19 protein-coding genes and 2 tRNA genes are annotated in these 22,089 nt (G+C 71.6%); 14 read left to right on the forward strand and 7 right to left on the reverse strand.

What is annotated here, in order from left to right:
- Positions 1-22 precede the first annotated feature (22 nt).
- Positions 23-95: transfer RNA gene (locus tag R2B67_RS25415), tRNA-Ala, on the forward strand.
- A 47-nt stretch (positions 96-142) separates the two neighbouring features.
- Here the strand turns inward: R2B67_RS25415 and R2B67_RS25420 are convergent.
- A complete protein-coding gene (locus R2B67_RS25420; RefSeq protein WP_109977656.1) occupies positions 143-646 on the reverse strand; it encodes a winged helix-turn-helix transcriptional regulator in 504 nt (167 codons plus the stop codon).
- Positions 647-794: 148 nt separating this feature from the next.
- On the opposite strand from R2B67_RS25420, the gene R2B67_RS25425 reads away from it, so the two are divergent.
- Positions 795-1,151: a nuclear transport factor 2 family protein gene (locus tag R2B67_RS25425; RefSeq protein WP_317821294.1), complete on the forward strand. Its 357-nt coding sequence runs from the start codon at positions 795-797 to the stop codon at positions 1,149-1,151.
- Positions 1,152-1,185: 34 nt separating this feature from the next.
- Here R2B67_RS25425 and R2B67_RS25430 read toward each other — a convergent pair whose 3' ends face one another.
- Positions 1,186-1,572: a nuclear transport factor 2 family protein gene (locus R2B67_RS25430; RefSeq protein WP_317821296.1), complete on the reverse strand. Its 387-nt coding sequence runs from the start codon at positions 1,570-1,572 to the stop codon at positions 1,186-1,188.
- A gap of 102 nt (positions 1,573-1,674) precedes the next feature.
- Here R2B67_RS25430 and R2B67_RS25435 point away from each other — a divergent pair, with 102 nt between their 5' ends.
- The 4 genes from R2B67_RS25435 (at position 1,675) to R2B67_RS25450 (ending at position 2,845) form a co-directional block, all read left to right on the forward strand.
- Positions 1,675-2,052, forward strand: coding sequence for a winged helix-turn-helix transcriptional regulator (locus tag R2B67_RS25435; protein ID WP_317821298.1), 378 nt, complete (start codon positions 1,675-1,677; stop codon positions 2,050-2,052).
- A 106-nt stretch (positions 2,053-2,158) separates the two neighbouring features.
- Positions 2,159-2,365, forward strand: coding sequence for a hypothetical protein (locus R2B67_RS25440; RefSeq protein ID WP_317821299.1), 207 nt, complete (start codon positions 2,159-2,161; stop codon positions 2,363-2,365).
- Between the two features lie 3 nt (positions 2,366-2,368).
- Positions 2,369-2,602: a hypothetical protein gene (locus R2B67_RS25445; RefSeq protein ID WP_015608461.1), complete on the forward strand. Its 234-nt coding sequence runs from the start codon at positions 2,369-2,371 to the stop codon at positions 2,600-2,602.
- Positions 2,603-2,772: 170 nt separating this feature from the next.
- Positions 2,773-2,845, forward strand: a tRNA-Ala gene (locus R2B67_RS25450).
- 66 nt (positions 2,846-2,911) lie between these two features.
- Here R2B67_RS25450 and R2B67_RS25455 read toward each other — a convergent pair.
- Together R2B67_RS25455 and R2B67_RS25460 are read right to left on the reverse strand one after the other, a co-directional pair.
- On the reverse strand, positions 2,912-4,489 hold the full coding sequence (locus tag R2B67_RS25455) for an NADH-quinone oxidoreductase subunit NuoF family protein (protein WP_018511524.1): 1,578 nt from the start codon (positions 4,487-4,489) through the stop codon (positions 2,912-2,914).
- Entirely contained in the window at positions 4,486-6,120 is a 1,635-nt protein-coding gene (locus R2B67_RS25460) for a ferric reductase-like transmembrane domain-containing protein (RefSeq protein WP_317821300.1), read from the reverse strand. The genes R2B67_RS25455 and R2B67_RS25460 overlap by 4 nt, the downstream gene beginning before the upstream one ends.
- A 420-nt stretch (positions 6,121-6,540) precedes the next feature.
- Here R2B67_RS25460 and leuS point away from each other — a divergent pair, with 420 nt between their 5' ends.
- The 5 genes from leuS to R2B67_RS25485 all read left to right on the forward strand — a co-directional run bounded on the left by leuS (position 6,541) and on the right by R2B67_RS25485 (position 15,288).
- Complete coding sequence (gene leuS / locus R2B67_RS25465; RefSeq protein ID WP_317821301.1) at positions 6,541-9,414, forward strand: leucine--tRNA ligase; 2,874 nt, start codon at positions 6,541-6,543, stop codon at positions 9,412-9,414.
- 135 nt (positions 9,415-9,549) lie between these two features.
- Complete coding sequence (locus R2B67_RS25470; RefSeq protein ID WP_317821302.1) at positions 9,550-10,341, forward strand: hypothetical protein; 792 nt, start codon at positions 9,550-9,552, stop codon at positions 10,339-10,341.
- Positions 10,342-10,512: 171 nt separating this feature from the next.
- The gene (locus R2B67_RS25475; protein ID WP_317821304.1) at positions 10,513-11,358 is read left to right on the forward strand and encodes a DegV family protein; all 846 of its coding nucleotides are present in this window, start codon (positions 10,513-10,515) and stop codon (positions 11,356-11,358) included.
- 466 nt (positions 11,359-11,824) lie between these two features.
- Positions 11,825-12,712: a ComEA family DNA-binding protein gene (locus R2B67_RS25480; protein WP_317821305.1), complete on the forward strand. Its 888-nt coding sequence runs from the start codon at positions 11,825-11,827 to the stop codon at positions 12,710-12,712.
- Positions 12,709-15,288, forward strand: a complete 2,580-nt coding sequence (locus R2B67_RS25485; protein ID WP_317821307.1) for a ComEC/Rec2 family competence protein — start codon at positions 12,709-12,711, stop codon at positions 15,286-15,288. The genes R2B67_RS25480 and R2B67_RS25485 overlap by 4 nt, the downstream gene beginning before the upstream one ends.
- Here R2B67_RS25485 and R2B67_RS25490 read toward each other — a convergent pair.
- Both R2B67_RS25490 and R2B67_RS25495 read right to left on the reverse strand, forming a co-directional pair.
- Positions 15,271-15,771 carry a pyridoxamine 5'-phosphate oxidase family protein gene (locus R2B67_RS25490; RefSeq protein ID WP_317821309.1) on the reverse strand — a complete coding sequence of 167 codons (501 nt, stop codon included), beginning with the start codon at positions 15,769-15,771 and terminating at the stop codon, positions 15,271-15,273. The two genes, R2B67_RS25485 and R2B67_RS25490, sit on opposite strands and share 18 nt — an antisense overlap.
- A gap of 81 nt (positions 15,772-15,852) precedes the next feature.
- Positions 15,853-16,098 (reverse strand): hypothetical protein, encoded by a 246-nt coding sequence (locus R2B67_RS25495; RefSeq protein WP_026241389.1) that lies wholly within the window; start codon positions 16,096-16,098, stop codon positions 15,853-15,855.
- Between the two features lie 91 nt (positions 16,099-16,189).
- On the opposite strand from R2B67_RS25495, the gene holA reads away from it, so the two are divergent.
- On the forward strand, positions 16,190-17,176 hold the full coding sequence (holA, locus tag R2B67_RS25500; protein WP_018511533.1) for a DNA polymerase III subunit delta: 987 nt from the start codon (positions 16,190-16,192) through the stop codon (positions 17,174-17,176).
- Between the two features lie 294 nt (positions 17,177-17,470).
- Here holA and rpsT read toward each other — a convergent pair whose 3' ends face one another.
- On the reverse strand, positions 17,471-17,737 hold the full coding sequence (gene rpsT / locus R2B67_RS25505; protein ID WP_003969243.1) for a 30S ribosomal protein S20: 267 nt from the start codon (positions 17,735-17,737) through the stop codon (positions 17,471-17,473).
- Between the two features lie 228 nt (positions 17,738-17,965).
- Here rpsT and lepA point away from each other — a divergent pair, with 228 nt between their 5' ends.
- Positions 17,966-19,840 (forward strand): translation elongation factor 4, encoded by a 1,875-nt coding sequence (gene lepA / locus R2B67_RS25510; protein WP_237325818.1) that lies wholly within the window; start codon positions 17,966-17,968, stop codon positions 19,838-19,840.
- Between the two features lie 304 nt (positions 19,841-20,144).
- Positions 20,145-22,034, forward strand: a complete 1,890-nt coding sequence (locus tag R2B67_RS25515) for an AMP-dependent synthetase/ligase (protein ID WP_317821314.1) — start codon at positions 20,145-20,147, stop codon at positions 22,032-22,034.
- Positions 22,035-22,089 lie beyond the last annotated feature (55 nt).

The raw sequence follows: 22,089 nt of genomic DNA on the forward strand, positions 1-22,089 counted from the left end.
GCAGGGAAACACAGCGGACAGCGGGGCTATAGCTCAGTTGGTAGAGCGCCTGCATGGCATGCAGGAGGTCAGGAGTTCAATTCTCCTTAGCTCCACTCAAGACAGGTGAAGCCGGGCAGTTCATGATCCTCCTCGATGAGGGTCACGAACCGCCCGGCTTTCCTCGTTCTCCCGCGTAGCGCGCTCGCATCTCCTCGCCCGCCGCCGGGCCCGACCGGAACGCGAAACGTGGGTCCGACACCGACAGGCCGGTGACCGGGTCGACCGTCACAGGCTCCACCTCGCGGCCGGTGTCGGTGTCGACGAGCACCATCGCGCGCTCGGACGGCGCCAACTGCTCGTTCCGCCACGCGGCCATCGCCACCAGGACCGGCCGCAGGGAGCGGCCGAAGTCGGTGAGCACGTACTCGTGCCGGACCGGACGCTCCTGGTAGACGCGCTTGGTCAGGATGCCGTTGTCGACGAGCGTCCTGAGCCGGGTGGTCAGCATGCTGGAGGACAGCCCGATGTTGGCCTCGAACTGGTCGAAGCGCGTGTATCCGTCGAAGCAGTCGTGCAGGAGCAGGACCGTCCACCACTCCCCGACGTACGACATCGCCGTCGACAGCGGGCACTCCCGGTCCTCGACGCGGACACGTGCAGGCATGCGCATTCCTCCTCGCTCGTCGCTCCGGCCAGTGACTGCTAATCTAGCAGCCATGATGACTGCGAAAATAGAAGTGACTGCATCCGGCGTGGAGCGCGCCCCGCACCATGTGCCCCCGGCCCGCCGACCCCTCGCAAAGGAGACCCTGATGAACGACACCTTCACCGCCTACGACCCCGCGACGCTGCCCGCGCCGGTGGTCGCCTACCTCGACGCGCACGACGAGAAGCGCTACGCCGACGTCGCGGCCCTGTTCGCGCCGGGCGCGACCGTTCTGGACGACGGGAAGACCTATGAGGGCATCGAGGCGATCCGTGCCTGGAGCGAGAAGTCCTCGGCCGAGTACACCTACACCAGCACCCGGATCGGCCAGCGGACCGTCGACGGGAGCCAGGTGACCGTGCGGGTGCGGCTGGACGGGAACTTCCCCGGTGGCACGGTCGTCCTCCGCTACCGGTTCACGCTCCGTGCCGGGCTCATCGGCGACCTGGCGATCGAGGTCTAGGCACGTGCCCGGCCAAGATCCGCCGGGCACGTGCCTAGCCCCAGAACCGGTCCTCGGCGGCTTGGTCCTCGCCGATCAGCCAGATCTCCGCGATCAGGTCGCCCTCGACGCGGAAGACGTCCACCCCGTGCTGGTCGAGAGAGCCCGCGCCCTCGCGCTCGGCCGTGAACCGGACCGTCGTGGCCACCAGGTCGCCGCTCTCGGTCGCCGACTCGGTCTCCAGCGCGAACGTGCCACCGCTGAGCTCCATGAACCTGCCCAGGTGCGCCAGTACGGCCTCGGGCCCCACATGATCACCCGAGAGCTGGTTCGCGCCGGGCTGATGCCACACCACGTCCTTCGTCAGCGTGGCCGCCAGCGCCACCATGTCCCCGGCCGCCGCAGCCGCCCCGTACCGTCCCACCACGTCCATGGCCGACATGCTCTTTCTCCGCTTCTGTTCGACAGGCCTCGATAGGCTGAGGGCTCGGTGTGCCGACGGGGTGCGCGGTTACCTCAACGTCACCACGGAGGAGGGGCGCGCATGACACCGGAGTGGACCGTGTTCTCCGCCAAGTGCCCCTCACGCCGGTCGTTGGCGCGTATCGCGAACAAATGGACCGCGATGATCGTCGTCCTCCTCCACGAAGAACCCCTCCGCTTCGGTGAACTGCACCGTGCGGTGGAGGGCATCACCAAGAAGGTCCTCACCGATACGCTCCGGGCCCTGGAACGTGACGGCATGATCGACCGCGCCCTGCACTCCGACGGCCATACCCGCTACGAGCTCACCGATCTCGGCCGCACGCTGCACGCCCCCTTGAGGGCGTTGCAGGTCTGGGCGGAGTCCCATGTCGAGGATGTTCTCGACGCACAGGACCGGTATGACGCCGCCGCCGATGCCCGGACCCTCGCGCCCTGAGAGCGGGAACCTTCCCCGGGAGGCGGCGAGCGGGCTGACCCTCTTGCGGGGCCATGGCAGAATCGGAGCGCCGGAGGGGGCGACGGACCGATCGGGAGGGAGCGCGATGCCTGCGAGTCGCGAACACGTCCCCGACCTGCCCCTTGTCGCCGCCTCGTCCCCCGGCCCCGTAACGTCCGAAGATCGATCCCGGCTCGGCTGTCCGTCCTGCGGTTCGTCCCACGTGGCCCAAGTGCTGGGCGACAACGGAGGGCTGGGCGACAACGGAGGGGTCTCCTACGTGTGCACGGCCTGCGGCCACAGCTGGAGCTGACTGATGGGTGCACACAGGCGTAAGTGCGACTGGTGCGGGAGCGGTACGCCCATTGTCAGGGACATGGACCCGATCAACCCGGAGTACCAGTACTGGTGCGAGGAATGCGCCCGGGCGCTGATCATAAAAGGCGACCCCATCGAGACCTACCGGGAGCTGGAGGGGGAGCCGATCTACGGGCGGCTCCTGGAGGAGCACTGCACCCTCAAGCGCTTCTACTCCTTCGCCACGGCGTGATCCTCCAGTGGTCCTCCAGGAATCCTTCAGGCCTCTGACCTGGGGCTGACGGTTCAATCCTCGGGATAATTCGGGCATATGCGTGCGCACCGGAAACGATTTGGTGAAGCACCGGGGGGACCGTGTAATGTTCTCGATGTCGCCAGGGGAAACCGGGCGGCGGACAACAAGGGGCTATAGCTCAGTTGGTAGAGCGCCTGCATGGCATGCAGGAGGTCAGGAGTTCAATTCTCCTTAGCTCCACAAGTTCCAGACGAAGAAGCGGGCCACCCGATCCGGGTGGCCCGCTTCTTCGTTCGTGGTGCCCGGTCAGTCGCGTCCGCTGCCCAGGGCCCGCCGGGTGACGGCGGGCAGCGCGGGACGCTGCTCGGCGGCCGGCTGCTCGATCCGGAGCGCCAGCGCGGGGCAGCGCCGTACGGCCCGCTGGGCGCGCCCGCGCAGATGCATCGGGACCGAGGCGTCCGCCACCGCCGGATAGCCGTCAGGGCCCAGCCTGATGAGCTCGGGGACGATGTCCGCGCAGAGGCCGTGGCCCTGGCAGAGCGTCCAGTCCACCGCCAGCTTCTCGCCGCTGGGGATCGACTCCTCCAGGTCCTGGTAGCCGGAGGCGGGCAGCGGCAGCACACCGAGCGTCTCGCGCCCGCAGCCGCCGTCCAGGACATGGGCGGCGAGGTCGTCGGTGAACGCCGACAGCGTCGACATCAGGAACCGCGCCGAACCGTCCGGATGCTTGCACGCGCCCCGGCCCTTCACCGCCTGGGTCACCTCGCGCAGGGCCTCCAGCGCGGCGGGCCCACCGCCGTTCAGTACGTCGGAGAGTCCGCCCGCCGCCGCCGGAAGTCCCAGCTTGCACGGGCCGCACTGGCCGGCGGTCTCGGCGGCCAGCCAGTTCGCGATCCGGAGGGACTCGCCGAGCGGGCAGGTCTCCGGCCCGATCGGCAGGATCGCGCCCGCGCCGAGCGCGCCGCCGACGGTGGCCAGGGACTCGCGGGATATCACCGCGTTGTGGGAGGCGACCGCGTCGATCCAGTTGCCGTGGTAGCCGCCGGTCAGGACCCCTTGGGGCAGCGGCGGCGCTCCGGCCAGCTGGAGGATGTACCGCAGCGGCACCCCGGTGGGCACCTCGATGACCATGGGCCGCGCCACGGCGCCGGAGACGGTGAGCAGGACGGTGCCGGGTTCGTTCGGCAGCCCGGTGTGCCCGTAGCGGCGGGGGCCGATCCGGGCGGCGACGGCGAGCTGGGCGTACGTCTCCGCGTTCGACAGCAGCGTCGGGGAGCCGCCGACCCCGGTCTCCGCCGCCCGCTCACGCCGCCCCGGGGGCATGGCGGGGCCGCCGTTGGCCGCACGGATCACCGAGGACGCCTCGCCGGAGACCATGCGCTCCGGGGTGCGCACCACGCGGGCGCGCAACTGCTGGCCGCGCCGGTCGGAGAGGCCGCGCTCGGCCAGTGCCGCGCGTACGGAGACCTCGGTGGAGTTACGGGTGACGGCGACGACCAGCGTGCGCGCGCCGAGCGCCTCGGCGGCGAGCAGGGCGCCGTCCAGGATGAGGTGCGGGGCGCGGTTGAGCAGGACAGTGTCCTTGCGGCAGGCGGGCTCGCCCTCGCTGCCGTTGATCACGACGACGGGCCGCACCCCACGCCGGATGGACGCCTTCGCCACGGCCCGCATCTTCTTTCCGAAGGGGAACCCGGCGCCGCCCCGCCCGCGCAGGGAGATCGCTTCGGCCAGCTCGGCCAGCCGCTCGCCGGTCATCGGTTCGAGGGGTCCGTGCACTTTCAGGTGCATCGCGAGGTCGAGCCGCTCCACCAGGTCGAACCCGGTGGTCAGTTGCGGCAGGCCGACGACGCGGACCTCGGGAACGTCGGGGAGGGGGGCATTCACGGTCGGTCTCCTGCGGGTGCGTGCCACGGTTCGCCGGCCGGGGGCGCGGAGAACGGTCCGGCCGGCGGTTCGGCGCCGGTGCCGGGGGTGGGTGTGATGGGGACGGCTGGGGTGGGGACGGCTGTGTCGAAGGGCTCGGGCGCCGGAGCGGCCCGGTACGGGTACGGGGTTTCGTAGGAGGCTTCGTAGGACGGAGCGGGGGCGCCGGGCATCGGGACGCTGCCGGTCGGGACGTTGCCGGTCGGCGCGCTGTCGAAGGAAGCCGACGCGCTGTCGAAGGAAGCGGGCGCGCTGTCGAAAGAAGACGTCGGGTCAGCTGTGCCGTACGCCGGGGTGCCGTAAGGGGACGTCGTGTAGAGCGGCGACGTGTACAGCGGTGGTTCCTGCGGGGGCGCGTAGGTGTGCTCGGCTCCTTGCGGGCCGTGGTGGGCCTGCGCGGGCGGGGCGGGGGAGGGGGCGGGCCACCTGGCGCCCGGTGGGCGGGTGGCGTCACCGGCCTGGGAGACGGCGCGGTATCCGGCCGATATCCCCGGCCCGCCCGACGCTCCGGTCCCGGGCCCGCCCGCCGGCCCCATCCCCGGCCCGCCCGCCGACCCGAGCCCGGGCCCGGCCCCCGGTCCGCCCACAGGGCCGTCGGCGAGCCGGTCGGAGCTGCGGGGCGGCGGTTCGTACGCCGGGGGCTGGACCCCGTACAGCAGTTCCGTCGGCGCCTCGTGCAGCGAGCCGGACAGCGGTACGGGTGGGGGCATCGGCGGGGGCAGCGGCGCCGACAGGGTGCGCGGGCGCACCGGAGTGCCCCGGACCTCCCGGGCGGGGGCGCTCCACCCCTCGGGGTCCGCCGCGGGCGGCTCGCGGTCCCGGCCGGACTCCCGCTCCGCGCCCGGCCGCGAGGACCCGCGCAGCACCGGGTCCGGCAGGTCGAGGTCCGCGTCCGGGCTCATCAGCGCGGTGATCCGGTCGGTGATCCGGCGCTTCGTCGGGCGGGGCAGCAGTCGCAGGCACAGGGCGCCGGCGACCGCGGTGAGGCAGAGGCTGTACATCACGACGACCCAGGTGGCGGGCGCCCGGCCCGCGTACAGGCCGTGGACCAGTGCGGCGCACCAGGCCGGATAGGCCAGGGCGTGCAGCGCGCGCCACCGGCCCGCGATCCCGCCCGCCTCCCGGGGAGAACCCAGCGACTGTCCCAGCCGGGTGGCCGCGGGGGAGGGGTGGGCGAACGCGCTGCGCAGGGCGCCGGTCGCGGCCGTGACGACCATGAGCAGTCCGGCCAGCGATCCGAAGCCGATCAGCCCCGCCGTACCCGTGACCCCGAGGCCGAAGGGTATGAGGGCGCCGATCAAGGACACATGGCCGAGCGCGATCTTCACGGTGCCGTGCAGCAGCAGGAAGCCGAGCGCGGCGATGGCCGTGGCCCGGTGGATGCCCTGGCAGATGATCCGCTGGCGGGTGGAGAGGAACAGCCGGTCGGTGGCCAGCAGGCCCCAGGCGACGGCCGCGCTGAGCGACACCAGCGACAGGACGCCGGTGGTGAAATCCAGGGTGGCGCGGAAGCTGTCGCTCCCCGCGACGGCGAGCAGAGGGACGAAAACCAGGGCGGTGACAGTCAGGCCGCCCTGTACAGGCCGACTCATTCCGGGGCTCATGCTGGGGGATACGCGGATCTTGCGATGAGAGTTCAGAGAGTTCAGAGGGTTCATAGGGGCGACTCCGAATAGTTCGGCAAAGCGGTCCCGTTGCCGCATGCTAGGACGCCCCATACCAACCAGTACGGGCTTTGCTCGGTTGCCCTGATAGAAGCCGGTACGCCGAGTAACCCCGTCTCCGAGTGCTCCGCCAAGCCATGCGATGTCCGCCCACCGGCCGCTCCCCGCTACCCTCCGGGCCCGTGCGGTACCCTGACGCCATGCGTGCCGTACGCCTTCTGCTTAGCGAGCCGCGCTGAAGAATCCCGACCGGTGAGAACGCCTGGTCGGAGTCAGCGCGGCGTCCCCTCCTGTGCGAGGGGATTTTTCGTTTCCCGGCAGATGACGATCGATGGAGCTTTGAGGATCATGAGCGAGACGAATTCCGCTGCCGAGACGGCCGCGCCGCACCGCTACACGGCGGCGATGGCCGCCGACATCGAGGCACGCTGGCAGGACTTCTGGGACGCGGAGGGGACGTACGAGGCACCGAACCCCACCGGTGACCTGGCGGGCGACCCGGAGCTGGCCGCCAAGCCGAAGAAGTTCATCATGGACATGTTCCCGTACCCCTCGGGTGCGGGGCTGCACGTCGGACACCCGCTGGGCTACATCGCCACCGATGTCTACGCCCGCCACCAGCGGATGACCGGCCACAACGTGCTGCACACCCTGGGCTTCGACGCGTTCGGCCTGCCCGCCGAGCAGTACGCGGTCCAGACGGGCACCCACCCCCGGGCCTCCACCGAGGCCAACATGGAGAACATGAAGGTCCAGCTGCGCCGGCTGGGTCTGGGCCACGACAACCGCCGCTCCTTCGCGACGATCGACGCCGAGTACTACAAGTGGACGCAGTGGATCTTCCTGCAGATCTTCAACTCCTGGTACGACGCCGAGGCCGGCAAGGCCCGCCCGATCGCCGAGCTGGTCGAGCAGTTCGAGAACGGCACGCGCGCGACCCCCGACGGCCGTGAGTGGAGCGCGCTGAGCGCCGCCGAACGCGCCGACCTGCTGGGTCAGTACCGCCTGGCGTACGCCTCCGACGCGCCCGTCAACTGGTCGCCCGGCCTGGGCACCGTGCTGGCCAACGAGGAGGTCACCGCCGACGGCCGCTCCGAGCGCGGCAACTTCCCCGTCTTCAAGGCCAAGCTGCGCCAGTGGAACATGCGCATCACCGCCTACGCCGACCGGCTGCTGGACGACCTGGACGGCCTGGACTGGCCCGAGGCCATCAAGCTGCAGCAGCGCAACTGGATCGGGCGGTCCGAGGGCGCCCGGGTCGAGTTCCCGGTCGACTCCGCCGGCGGCATCACCGTCTTCACCACCCGTCAGGACACCCTGTTCGGCGCCACCTACATGGTGCTGGCGCCCGAGCACGATCTGGTCGAGCGGATCATCCCGGCCGCCTGGCCCGAGGGCACCCACCCGGTGTGGACCGGCGGGCACGCGAGCCCGGCCGAGGCCGTCACCGCGTACCGCAAGCAGGCCGCCGCCAAGTCCGACGTGGAGCGGCAGGCCGAGGCCAAGGACAAGACCGGTGTCTTCACCGGCGCGTACGCCACCAACCCGGTCAGCGGCGAGAAGGTCCCCGTCTTCATCGCGGACTACGTCCTGATGGGCTACGGCACCGGCGCGATCATGGCCGTACCGGCGCACGACGCGCGCGACTTTGCCTTCGCGCGCGCCTTCGAGCTGCCGATGCGCTGCGTCGTCCAGCCCTCCGATGACCGCGGCACCGACCCCTCCACGTGGGACGACGCCTTCGGCTCGTACGACGCGAAGCTGGTCAACTCCGCCAACGACGAGGTCTCGCTGGACGGCCTGGGCGTCGTCGAGGCCAAGGCGAGGATCACCGAGTGGCTGCAGGAGCACGGCGTCGGTGAGGGCACCGTCAACTTCCGGCTGCGCGACTGGCTGTTCAGCCGCCAGCGCTACTGGGGCGAGCCCTTCCCGATCGTGTACGACGAGGAGGGCATCGCCCACCCGCTGCCCGAGTCGATGCTGCCGCTGGAGCTGCCGGAGGTCGAGGACTACTCGCCGCGCACCTTCGACCCGGAGGACGCCGACACCCAGCCGGAGACCCCGCTGTCGCGCAACGCGGACTGGGTCAACGTCACCCTGGACCTGGGCGACGGTGCCGGTCCGCGGAAGTACCGCCGTGAGACCAACACCATGCCCAACTGGGCCGGTTCCTGCTGGTACGAGCTGCGCTACCTGGACCCGACCAACGACCGGCAGCTGGTCGACCCGGCGATCGAGCAGTACTGGATGGGCCCGCGCGAGGGGCAGCCCACCGGCGGTGTCGACCTGTACGTCGGCGGCGCCGAGCACGCCGTGCTGCACCTGCTGTACGCGCGCTTCTGGTCGAAGGTGCTGCACGACCTGGGCCACATCTCCTCCGCCGAGCCGTTCCACAAGCTGTACAACCAGGGCATGATCCAGGCCTTCGTCTACCGCGACGCCCGGGGCATCGCCGTCCCCGCCGCCGAGGTGGAGGAGCGCGACGGCGCCTTCTACTACGAGGGCGAAAAGGTCAGCCGCGTCCTGGGGAAGATGGGCAAGTCCCTGAAGAACGCGGTCACGCCGGACGAGATCTGCGCCGAGTACGGCGCCGACACCCTGCGCCTGTACGAGATGGCGATGGGCCCGCTGGACGTGTCGCGCCCCTGGGACACGCGTGCCGTGGTCGGCCAGTACCGGCTGCTGCAGCGGCTGTGGCGCAACGTGGTCGACGAGGAGAGCGGCGAGGTCACCGTCGTCGACACGGAGCCCGGTGAGGACACCCTGAGGGCCCTGCACAAGGCCATCGACGGGGTCGGCCAGGACCTGGAGGGGATGCGGTTCAACACCGCCATCGCCAAGATCACCGAGCTGAACAACCACCTGACGAAGGCGGGCGGCCCGCTGTCGCGGTCCGTGGCCGAGCGGCTGGTCCTGCTGATCGCCCCGCTGGCCCCGCACATCGCGGAGGAGCTGTGGCGCCGCCTGGGCCACACCGACTCCGTCGTCCACCAGGACTTCCCGGTGGCCGACCCGGCGTACGTCGTGGACGAGACCGTCACCTGTGTCGTCCAGATCAAGGGCAAGGTCCGGGCCCGCCTGGAGATCTCGCCCTCGATCACGGACGAGGAGCTGGAGGCGCTGGCCCTGGCGGACGCGGCGGTCGTCGCGGCGCTGGGCGGGGCCGGGATCCGCAAGGTGATCGTGCGCGCGCCGAAGCTGGTGAACATCGTCCCCGCGTAGCCACCTCGGTACGCGGTCAGGGCCATCCCCTACGGGCAGGTTGGGGGTTCCGAAGGAACCCTCGGCCTGCCCGTTCCGTTTACGGTGGAGGGGCGACCGCTACCGGCAGCCGCATCGAGACACCGAGGGGCATTCATGGAAGCCGTGATCACGATCCTGGCGCTGCTCTTCGTCGCGTTCATCGCGCTGGGCGTCTATGCGACCGTGAAGGCTGTCGGCGCGGCCAAGCGAGGCGTGGACCGCACGATCACCCAGGCCCGCCGCACGGTGGAGGACACCACGCTCCGGGCCAAGAGCTTCGGCCAGACCGGTGTCGCGGGCGAGCTGGCCCAGCTCCGGCTCGCCCTGCGCACCTCGATGCGCGCCACCCAGGACGCCCTGCACGCCGGGGTGGCCGAGGACTCCTCGCTCGCGGAGTCGGTGGACCTCTTCCGGCGGCTGAGCGCCCACGGCCTGGAGCTGGACGAGGAGCTGAAGCGGCTGGAGCGCGAGCCGGACCGGGCGACGGTCGCCGGCCTGCTGCCGCAGCTGAGGGAGCGCACCGAGCGGATCACGCATTCGGCGGACTCGCTGCGCTGGGCGGCCCGGGACCGCGCGCGGCAGTTCGCCGACGACGACCTGGACGCGCTGAACGCGCAGATCGACATCGAGGCGGGGGCCCTGCGGCACTGGACCGTGGAGGAGCAGCGGCCCGGGCAGGCTCCTGGAGCCGCCTCCCAGGGGCCGGGCGCCGGGGCGACGCGAGGGCGCGACGCCGGGGTGGACTGGCCCGAGCCGGCCGCCGGGGGCGGCAACAGCAGCACGGCGGACGAGTCCTGGGGCGGACCGGCCCGCGAGGAGGCCCCGCAGGCGATCACCGCGCCGGACCCGCACCTGCGGACGAAGTACCCGTGGCAGAAGTCGGCCAGGCCGGAGACGACCAACTGACGGCAGGCCGTCCGGGCGTTCAGCCGATGAGTGGGGGGGCTCATGTCTGATGGCTGCGCGGCTCATGTCTGATGGCTGATGGTGACAGGACGCGTTCCGAAGTGACCACGAATGATCGGAGGGCCGGGGCCGGGCTCCCGCACTCCCACCTCGGCAGGTAACCTCCGGCTCATGTCCCGCCATGTCGCTATCGTCACTGATTCAACGGCCTACCTGCCGCGCCGGACGATGGAACGGCACGGCATCACCGCGGTGCCGCTGACCGTCGTCCTGGGCGATCAGGCGCTGGAGGAGGGCACGGAGATCTCTGCCCGCTCGCTCGCCCTGGCCCTGCAGAAACGCCACTCCGTGACCACCTCGCGCCCCAGCCCCGAGGTGTTCGCCGCGACCTACCGGGCGGCGGCTGACGGCGGGGCCGAAGCCGTGGTCTCCCTGCACCTGTCGGCGGAGTTCTCGGGCACGTACGACGCCGCGCTGCTCGCGGCGAAGGACGCCCCGATCCCGGTACGCGTGGTGGACACGGGCATGGTCGCCATGGCCCTGGGCTTCTGCGCCCTCGCGGCCGCGGAGAGCGCGGAGGCGGGCGGCAGTCCGGACGAGATCGTGGCGGCGGCGGAGAAGCGGGCCGCCGGAACATCCGCGTATTTCTATGTCGACACCCTCGACTACCTCCGCAGGGGCGGCCGTATCGGCACGGCCCAGGCGCTGCTGGGATCCGCGCTCGCGGTGAAGCCGATCCTCCAGCTCGACGGCGGCCGGATCGAGATGCTGGAGAAGGTACGGACGGCGTCCAAGGCCATCGCCCGCCTGGAGGAGATCGTCGCCGAGCGGGCCGGTGAGGCGGCGGTGGACATCGCCGTCCACCACCTCGCCGCGCCGGAGCGGGCGGAGCGCCTGGCCGAGCGGCTGCGGGAACGGGTGCCGGGGCTGGCCGACCTCCATGTCAGCGAGGTGGGCGCGGTGATCGGGGCGCACACGGGGCCGGGGCTGCTGGGCGCGGTTATCTCGCCTCGGTGATCGCTCCGCGGTGACGACGCCGGAGCCCACGGACGGGTGACCGGGATATCCACAACTGGCCGGTTGTCCACAGGAATCGGGGCTGCTCAGCGGGTTCGGGCGGGTGTGCCTAACGTCGTGAGGCATGGCCCTTCGAACTTCTCGGGTGTCGATCCCCGACCACGCTTCTGCCGCCGCTGACCACTTGTCCGCCGCCGCCCCGCCTGCGGCCTCTCCGTCTTCGTTGCTGTCTGCCGAACGTGCCCCGGCACCGGCTTTCGGTGATCCGGCCGCAGGAGCGGCGGCCGCCGCCGAACGTGCTCCGGCGGGAGGGCGCCGGGTGCGGCGCGGTCCCGGCAGCCGTCCGAGCGGCCGGGCGGGGGTCCGTCCCGGCGCCCGGTCCGGCGCCCGCTCTGGCAGGCAGGGGTCCGCGCGGGGCCGTGCCGCCCTGGCCGCGGCGGCCGCGAGGCGCCGGGCGGACGCGCTGATGGCGGGTGGACCGGGTGCGGAGGTGGCTGCTGAGCCGAGTCCAGGTTTGGCTCCTGAGCCCGGTCCGGGTGTGGTTCCTGAGTCCGGTCCCGGCACGTACCCACTGTCTGATGACCGCGAGGGAGAGGGCGTCCAGGGCCGGACAGCTGGTCCCTCACAGGCCGGGCGTGTGGTGTCGGGGCTCTGGGACCGGGTGCCCTTATGGGTGCGGATCAGGTGGGGGATGGCGCCCCGGACGCTTGCGGCGCTGGCCCTGGTGCTGGTGGCCGCCGTCGGCCTCGCCGCCTTCCACTTCTGGTCCGTGCGTCCGCAGGGGGTGCGTGCGCCCGAGACGGTGGAGGCGGGGGCCGCGGCGGTGGCCGGGGATCCGTTACGGGCCACAGGCGCGGACCCGGTGCCCCGGCCGGTCGCGGGCGCTCCGCCTTCCCCTCCTCCCGAACCGGTCGGGGAGATCGTCGTGGATGTCAGCGGCAAGGTGCACCGCCCGGGCGTCCAGCGCCTGCCTGCCGGCTCCAGGGTGGCGGACGCGCTCCGGGCGGCAGGCGGGGTGCGCGCCGGGACCGATGTGACGGGGCTCAACCGGGCGCGCGTGCTCATGGACGGCGAGCAGGTAGCGGTGGGGCTGCCCCAGGCCCCGGCCGCCCTCGGCGCGACCGGCGGGGCGGCGGGCGCACCGGGGACGGCCGGTCCTGCGGCACTGCTGAGCCTGAGCGTGGCGACCAAGGAGCAGCTCGAAACCCTGCCGGGGGTCGGGCCCGTGCTGGCCCAGCACATCATCGACCACCGCACGGAGAACGGCGGATTCCGGTCCGTGGACGAGCTCCGGCAGGTCAACGGCATCGGTGACCGCCGGTTCGCCGACCTCCGACCGCTCGTGCAGCCATGAACGGCCCCGAGGCGAGTGTGGCCGACCGGGGCGCCACCGCCACCCCGAGCGGAGTGCCGGGGACGGCTCGGGTCCGGGAGGAGGGGCCGACGGATCTGCGGCTCGTCCCACCGGCGCTGGCGGTCTGGGCGGCCGCGGCGCTCGCGCTGGGACTTCCGGGACGTTGGGTGGCCGTAGGGGTGGTGGTCTGTGCCGTCGTGGCGCTCACGCTCCTGGCGGCCGCGTCCGCCGGAGGCAGGCGGGCCATCGTGCCCTCCGGACCCAGGCGGGCCGCCGCACCGTCCGGGGGCAGGTCGGCCGCGGCACCTGCCGGACGCAAGCGGGCCGTCGCGGCGGGAGCCGTGCTGCTCTGCGCGGCGGCGGGCGGGGCCACGGCCGGACTGCACGGCGCCGACGTGCGGCGAGGGCCCGTCCCCGGGCTGGCGCAGGAGCATGCGCGGGTCGACGCCGAGGTGCGGGTCACCTCGGACCCCCGGCCGACCCGCCCCGGCGTGCGGGGCAGCCACAGCACCCCCGCCATGCTCCTGCTCAACGCGGACATCACCGAGGTGGCCGCCCCCGACGGCCGCCGCACCCGGGTCCGTACACCTGTGCTCCTCATGGTCTCGCCCGGGGACGACCGGGCGAGGTGGCAGGAGCTCCTGCCGTCCACCCGGCTCCGCGTCGGCGGCCGCCTCTCACCCCCCGCCCACGAGGGTGAACGCCTGGCCGCCGTCCTGCGGGTGGACACCGAAGGGCCGCCCCGGATCACCGGGCCCCCGACGGCCGTCCAGCGCGCGGCGGGGGAGCTGCGCTCCGGACTGCGGGAGGCGACGGACGGTCTCGACGCCGACGCGCGGGCGCTGCTGCCGGGGCTGGTGGTCGGAGACACCTCCAGGGTCCCGCCGGAGCTCCATGACGCTTTCAAGGCAACGGACTTGACCCACCTGCTGGCGGTGTCAGGAGCCAATCTGTCGATCCTGCTCTTCCTCCTCATCGGCCCGCCCGGATCGGCGCTGAACAGCGAAAGGCGAGGTCTGGCGCCGAAGATGGGTATCTCCCTGCGGGGGACCGCGCTGATCGGCGGCGGGCTGACGCTCCTCTTCATCGTCGTCTGCCGTCCCGAGCCGAGCGTCCTGCGCGCGGCGGCCTGCGGTCTGATCACCCTGCTCGCCATCGGGACCGGCCGCCGCAGGTCCCTGATTCCCGCCCTGGCGGCGGCCGTGGTGCTCCTGGTGCTGTACGACCCCTGGCTGGCCCGGAGTTACGGGTTCCTGCTGTCGGTCCTGGCCACGGGGGCCCTGCTGACGCTCGCGCCGCGGTGGAGCGCGGCGCTCCAGCGGCGGGGGATGCCGGTCCGGTTCGCCGAGGTGCTGGCGGCGGCAGCGGCGGCGCAGGCGGTGTGCGCGCCCGTGGTGGTGGTCCTGGCCTCGCGGGTGAGCCTGGTGGCGATTCCGTGCAACCTGCTGGCGGAGTTCGCGGTGGCGCCCGCGACGGTGTTCGGGTTCGCGGCGCTGGCCGTCGCCCCGGTCGCCCCTCCGGTGGCCGAACTGCTGGCGTGGGTCGCGGGCTGGCCGGCCGGGTGGATCGCCTCGGTGGCCCGCACGGGGGCGGACCTTCCCGGGGCGGAGGCCCCGTGGCCCGGGGGGTGGGCCGGCGCCGCTCTCCTCGCGCTCCTCACGGTCCTGTCCGTGCTGCTCGCCCCTCGGCTCATCCGCCATCCCTGGCTCTGCCTTGCCGCCGCGCTGCTCCTGGTCCTGGTGGTGCTGCGGCCGGTCCCGCTGACCCGGATCATGACCGGGTGGCCGCCGCCCGGCTGGGCGTTCGCGCTGTGCGACGTGGGGCAGGGCGACGCGATGGTGCTCGCGGCCGGGGAGGGGACGGGTGTGGTCGTCGACGCCGGACCCGACCCCCGCTCGGTCGACCGCTGCCTGCGCGATCTCGGGGTCACCCGCGTCCCGCTCGTGATCCTCACCCACTTCCACGCCGACCATGTGAGGGGGCTGCCCGGCGTGCTGCGGGGCAGGGCCGTTGGCGCGGTCCAGACGACGAGCCTCGACGAGCCGCCCGAGCAGGCCGCGTTCGTCCGGCGTACGGCGGCCGCCGCTCGGGTCGCGATGGTGCGGGCCGTGCCCGGTGAGCGGCGTCGGGCGGGGCCGCTGGAGTGGCGGGTCCTCTGGCCGCGCGACGGCCCTGGAGGAGTGGTGAAGGGGGTGGGCGGGCCGAACGACTCCAGCGTGACCTTGCACGTACGGGCGGCGGGCGGGCTGACGCTGCTGCTCCTCGGCGACCTCGAACCACCGGCCCAGCGGGGGTTGCTGCACAGCCCGGCGGGGCTGCCCCGGGTGGACGTCCTCAAGGTGGCCCACCACGGCTCGGGCTTCCAGGACGCGGGGCTGCTGGACAGCGTACGGCCGAGGCTGGCGCTCATCTCCTGCGGCGCTGACAACCCGTACGGCCACCCCGCCCCCCGTACCGTCGACGCGCTCAGGGCCGCCGGGGCGCGGGTCCTGCGGACCGACACCGACGGGGCCATCGCGGTGACGGGGGCGGGCAAGGAGCTGCGGGCGGTGGGCCGTTCAGGAGGGGAGGGCTGACCGGTCGGCGGTGGCGGGGGAGGAGGGCTGGACCAGCCAGGTGCCGGAGCGCATCAGGTCACGGCCGGCCTGCTCGTTCTCCTCCCGCCAGGCCTGGACGGTGTGCGGGGTGATGCGGAGGTACACACACGGAGCGCTCTTCCGCGGGTCCCACCCGAGCTTCGCCGCGAACGCGTCGCCGTCGTCGGTGGGGAGGGCCGTCCCCTCGACGATCTCCGCCTCCCCCTTGATGAGCACCACATCGCGGGGGGTGCCGAGGGTGACCCTGATCGCGCCGGTGGGGGTCACGTTGACCGCCGTCGGGTTGGTCCTCCGGGTCGCCATGAGCAAGGTGGCCCCGTCCCACGCGAACCACAGGGGCACCAGGCAGGGGATGCCGTCCGGGGACGCGGTGGCCACCCATGCGTCCTGGTCGTCGCGGAGGCGGCCGAGGGTGTCGCGCAGGCGCTGTTCCGGGCTGCGGGGAGGTTCCGGGGTGATCATGGCCGTCACGCTAACCGCCGCCCGGTGCGGTGCGCGTCGGCCACGGGACCTAGGTCTTTCGCTCCCGTTCGGGCCCGGGTGCTACGGCTTCTCCAGCCACCCCTCGTACTCCGCCGCGAACTCGTCCAGCGAGGCAGGGTCCAGGCGTCCGGCCGGGTCCTCCACGACCACCAGCCACTGGGCGTCCTCGGCGTCGTCCTCGCCGGCCAGGGCGTCCCGTACGAGCTGGGGTTCCTCGGCGACCCCGAAACGGTCCGCCAGCTCCCCGGCCACCTCCTCCGCGGCGTCGCGGTCGGGCAGCACCAGTACATGTCTCACATCGCTCACCCGGTCATTCTCCGGTACGGGCATCTGTGCCCCCGACCCCGGGGCGGCGGGGCATCCGGGCTGTCAGTGGGGCATGGGATGCTGGATCGCGATGGCCACCAGGAAGAATTCCACCGACGATCCGCTCGCCCCTCTCACCCTCGCCGTGGGCCAGGAGGACCTCCTCCTGGACCGTGCGGTGCAGCAGGTGGTGGCGGCGGCCCGCGCTGCCGACGCCGATACGGATGTCCGTGATCTGGCGTCCGACCAGTTGCAGCCCGGCACGCTCGCCGAGCTCACCAGCCCCTCGCTCTTCGCCGAGCGCAAGGTCGTGATCGTGCGTAATGCGCAGGATCTCGCGGCCGACACGGTCAAGGACGTCAAGGCGTATCTCGGGGCGCCGGTCGAGGAGATCACGCTCGTCCTGCTGCACGCGGGCGGGGCCAAGGGCAAGGGGTTGCTGGACGCGGCGCGCAAGGCCGGGGCCCGGGAGGTCGCCTGCCCGAAGACCACCAAGCCGGCCGAGCGGCTCTCCTTCGTACGGTCGGAGTTCCGGACCCACGGGCGGTCCGCGACGCCGGAGGCGTGCCAGGCGCTGGTCGACTCCATCGGCAGCGATCTGCGGGAGCTGGCCAGTGCGGTGTCGCAGCTGATCGCGGATGTCGAAGGGACGATCGACGAGGCGGTCGTCGGGCGCTACTACACGGGGCGGGCGGAGGCGTCGTCGTTCACCGTCGCCGACCGGGCGGTCGAGGGGCGGGCGGCGGAGGCGCTGGAGGCGTTGCGGTGGTCGCTGTCGACCGGGGTCGCGCCGGTGCTGATCACCAGTGCGCTGGCGCAGGGGGTGCGGGCGATCGGGAAGCTGTCCTCCGCGCGGGGCGGGCGGCCGGCGGACCTCGCCCGCGAGCTGGGGATGCCGCCGTGGAAGATCGACCGGGTGCGGCAGCAGATGCGGGGGTGGACGCCGGACGGGGTGGCCTCGGCCCTGCGGGCCGTGGCGGCGGCGGATGCGGGGGTGAAGGGTGGGGGGGACGATCCGGAGTACGCCCTGGAGAAGGCCGTCGTCGCTGTTGCGCGGGCTGCGAGGGCGGGGCGGTAGCCCTCACGGTTCACCACTGGGTGCGGGGCTCTGGCGTGTCCGGTTCCGTCCTCAAACGCCGGACGGGCTGGAAGGAATACCCCGGACGGGCTGGAAATGCCCCGTACGCACGGAAGCCCCGCAGCGCTGATCTGGGGAGATCGGCGCCCGGGGCTTCCGGGTCACGCTCTTGGTGCGTCGCACCCGCGTGGCGAACGCAGGTTCGGTGTGCGGCGCGGGGTGCCGGTCAGGGGCGGGAGAGAGGGCCCGTCTGGTCCGTTCCGGCGGTCACATCAGTGAGCTTCGGGAAGAAGCTCAGGCCTGCAGGGAGGCAACCTTGGACGCCAGCGCCGACTTCTTGTTGGCGGCGGCGTTCTTGTGGATGACACCCTTCGAGACAGCCTTGTCGAGCTGACGGGAGGCGTCGCGGACGGCCGTGGTGGCCTTCTCGACGTCACCGGCAACGACGGCCTCGCGGGCCTTGCGGATCGCGGTCTTGAGCGACGACTTGACGGCCTTGTTGCGCAGGCGCGCCTTCTCGTTGGTCTTGTTCCGCTTGATCTGGGACTTGATGTTCGCCACGAAAGAGCCTTTTCAGGTTCGATTGGATCTACTAGGTGAGCCGCGCCGCTCGTGAGAGCCACGAGGCACAGCTGTCCACGGTAGCAGTCACCCTCCGACCGGCCCAAACCGGTCGCGGTCCCGCAGGCGTGGGACGATGGAGCCTACGTATCGATCCGACCGACGATCCGACCGACCCGACATCGACCCGAGACACGGCGTTCGGCGTCTCAAGAATCAGGACCCTGCGTGCCCGCGACTCCTTCCAACGTGCCCGAGCCGAGCCGTACCGACCCGGCGCTGATCCGCAATTTCTGCATCATCGCGCATATCGACCACGGCAAGTCGACCCTTGCCGACCGGATGCTTCAGCTGACCGGAGTGGTCGACCAGCGGCAGATGCGTGCTCAGTACCTCGACCGGATGGACATCGAGCGCGAGCGCGGCATCACCATCAAGTCCCAGGCGGTCCGGCTGCCCTGGGCGCCCAACACGGGCGAGGACACGGGGACCACCCACATCCTCAACATGATCGACACCCCGGGCCACGTGGACTTCACCTACGAGGTCTCGCGTTCGCTCGCGGCCTGTGAGGGCACGATCCTGCTGGTCGACGCCGCACAGGGCATCGAGGCCCAGACGCTGGCCAACCTCTACCTGGCGATGGAGAACGACCTCACCATCGTCCCGGTGCTCAACAAGATCGACCTGCCCGCCGCGCAGCCGGAGAAGTTCTCCGAGGAGCTGGCCAACCTCATCGGCTGCCAGCCGGAGGACGTGCTGAAGGTCTCCGCCAAGACCGGTGTCGGCGTGGACGCGCTGCTCGACCGGGTGGTGCGGGACGTGCCCGCCCCGGTCGGCGTCGCGGACGCCCCCGCCCGCGCGATGATCTTCGACTCGGTCTACGACTCGTACCGCGGTGTCGTGACGTACGTCCGTGTCGTCGACGGGCAGCTCAACAAGCGCGAGCGCATCAAGATGATGTCGACCGGCGCCACCCACGAGCTGCTGGAGATCGGGGTGTCCTCCCCGGAGATGACCCCGGCCGACGGCATCGGCGTGGGCGAGGTCGGCTACATCATCACCGGTGTGAAGGACGTGCGGCAGTCCAAGGTCGGTGACACGATCACCTCCCTGCAGAACGGGGCGACCGAGGCGCTGGGCGGCTACAAGGACCCCAAGCCGATGGTCTTCTCGGGGCTGTATCCGCTGGACGGATCGGACTACCCGGACCTGCGCGAGGCGCTGGACAAGCTCCAGCTCAACGACGCCGCCCTGGTCTACGAGCCGGAGACCTCCGCCGCGCTCGGCTTCGGCTTCCGCGTCGGCTTCCTCGGCCTGCTCCACCTGGACGTGGTCCGTGAGCGGCTGGAGCGCGAGTTCGGCCTCGACCTGATCGCCACCGCGCCCAACGTGGTCTACCGGGTCGAGATGGAGGACGGCACCGAGCACGTCGTCACCAACCCGAGCGAGTTCCCCGAGGGCAAGATCGACAAGGTGCACGAGCCGGTCGTCCGCGCCACGGTGCTGGCCCCCAGCGAGTTCATCGGCGCGATCATGGAGCTCTGCCAGGGCCGACGCGGCACCCTGCTCGGCATGGACTACCTCTCCGAGGACCGGGTCGAGATCCGCTACACCCTGCCCCTCGCCGAGATCGTCTTCGACTTCTTCGACCAGCTGAAGTCCAAGACCCGCGGTTACGCCTCCCTCGACTACGAGCCCACCGGCGAGCAGTCGGCCCAGCTCGTCAAGGTCGACATCCTGCTGCACGGCGACAAGGTGGACGCGTTCTCCGCGGTCACCCACAAGGACAAGGCGTACGCGTACGGCGTCCGGCTCGTCGCCAAGCTGCAGAAGCTCATCCCGCGGCAGAACTTCGAGGTGCCGATCCAGGCCGCCATCGGCGCCCGGGTCATCGCCCGTGAGACGGTCCGCGCCATCCGCAAGGACGTCCTCGCCAAGTGCTACGGCGGTGACATCTCCCGTAAGCGGAAGCTGCTGGAGAAGCAGAAGGAGGGCAAGAAGCGGATGAAGATGGTCGGCAACGTGGAGGTCCCGCAGGACGCCTTCATCTCCGTCCTGTCGACCGACGAGTCCGCCGGCGAGGGCAAGGGCAAGAAGTAGCCCCCGCGCCGACGCCTGCCGACGATCAGGCCGACGCTCGCCGATGAGTCGTCCGAAGGGCCCTCACACCGCAGTAACGTGCGGAGTGAGGGCCCTTTCGTTATGAAAGCGGCGGCTCGTTGCCTCTTACGTGGCGGACGAGTGCCCTCTACTCTGATCACGCATCGATGGTTACTCGCCAGTTAAACAAGCCGAACAAGCAGGTTGCGCAGCAGGACAGCAGCACAGGACAGCGACGCTCAGTCGCAGTAGTCGCAGGATCAAAGAAGCCGGTCGGAGCAATGCCGCAGGCCCGGAGGACGTCGTGAGCGACACACAGACCTTGATCGATAACCGGCCGCCCTCCGTGGCGGCCCTCTTCATCGACCGCGTGGCGGCGACCCCGGACGGGGAGGCGTACCGCTATCCGGTGCCGTCGGCCTCGGGCGAGGGCCCCGACGACTGGAAGTCGCTGAGCTGGGGACAGGCCGCGAAGCGGGTCTACGCGATCGCCGCCGGGCTCATCGCGCTCGGCGTGCAGCCCGAGGAGCGGGTCGCCCTCTCCTCCGCCACCCGGGTCGAGTGGATCCTCATCGACCTCGGTGTGATGTGCGCGGGCGCCGCGACCACCACGGTCTACCCCTCGACGAACGCGGAGGAGTCCGCCTTCATCCTGGCCGACTCCGAGAGCCGCATCCTCATCGCCGAGGACGCCGAGCAGTTGGCCAAGGCCCGTGAGCGCCGCACCGAGCTGCCCGACCTCGCCCATGTCGTCGTCATCGACCCGGCCGGCGTCGAGCCCGCCGAGGGCGACCCCGAGGGCTGGATCATCACCCTCGACGACCTGGAGGCCCGGGGCAACGAGCTCCTCGCCAAGACCCCGGACGCGGTCACCGACCGGGTCTCCGCCATCACGGCCGACCAGCTCGCCACCCTCATCTACACCTCGGGCACCACCGGCCGCCCCAAGGGTGTACGGCTTCCGCACGACAACTGGTCGTACATGGCCAAGGCCACCGTGGCGACAGGGCTGATCACCGCCGAGGACGTGCAGTACCTCTGGCTGCCGCTCGCCCACGTCTTCGGCAAGGTCCTGACCTCGGGCCAGATCGAGGTCGGCCACGTCACCGCGATCGACGGCCGCATCGACAAGATCATCGAGAACCTGCCGGTGGTCCAGCCGACCTACATGGCGGCCGTCCCCCGGATCTTCGAGAAGGTCTACAACGGGGTCGCCTCCAAGGCCCGCGCGGGCGGCGGCGCCAAGTACAAGATCTTCCAGTGGGCGGCCGGCGTGGGCCGTGAGTACGCCAAGGTCTCCCAGGACAACTTCCGCCGTACCGGCAAGGCGTCCGTCCCCTTCGCGCTCGGCGCCAAGCACAAGGTCGCCGACACGCTGGTCTTCTCCAAGATCCGCGACGCCTTCGGCGGCCGGCTGCGCGCCTGCATCTCCGGCTCCGCCGCCCTCGCCCCCGACATCGGCTACTTCTTCGCGGGCGCCGGCGTGCACATCCTGGAGGGCTACGGCCTCACCGAGAGCAGCGCCGCCTCCTTCGTCAACCCGGGCGAGGCCTACCGCACCGGCACCGTCGGCAAGCCGCTCCCCGGCACCGAGGTGCGCATCGCGGAGGACGGCGAGATCCTGCTGCGCGGCCCCGGCATCATGCAGGGCTACCACAAGCTGCCCGAGAAGACCGAAGAGGTCCTGGAGTCGGACGGCTGGTTCCACACCGGGGACATCGGCGAACTGTCGGCCGACGGCTACCTGCGTATCACCGACCGCAAGAAGGACCTGATCAAGACGTCGGGCGGCAAGTACGTCGCCCCGGCCGAGGTCGAGGGCCAGTTCAAGGCGGTCTGCCCGTTCGTCTCCAACATCCTGGTGCACGGCGCGGACCGTAACTTCTGCACCGCGCTCATCGCCCTCGACGGCCCCACCATCCTGAACTGGGCCGCCGAGAACGGCCTGGAGGGCAAGGAGTACGCGGAGGTGGTCGCCGCCCCGCAGACCGTCGAGCTCATCGACGGGTACGTACAGCGCCTCAACGAGGGCCTCCAGCGCTGGCAGACCATCAAGAAGTTCCGCCTCCTGCCGCGCGACCTGGACGTCGAGCACGGCGAGCTGACCCCGAGCCTCAAGCTGAAGCGGCCCGTCGTCGAGCGGGAGTACCAGGGGCTGATCGACGAGATGTACGCGGGATCGCGCGAGGCGTAGTCCGAAGGGCCGAAGCGCCGAAGCGCCTTGTGTACGCGGACGGGGTGGCCGGACA

The sequence above is a fragment of the Streptomyces cyaneofuscatus genome (genome assembly GCF_033109485.1).
Taxonomy (GTDB): Bacteria; Actinomycetota; Actinomycetes; order Streptomycetales; family Streptomycetaceae; genus Streptomyces; species Streptomyces cyaneofuscatus.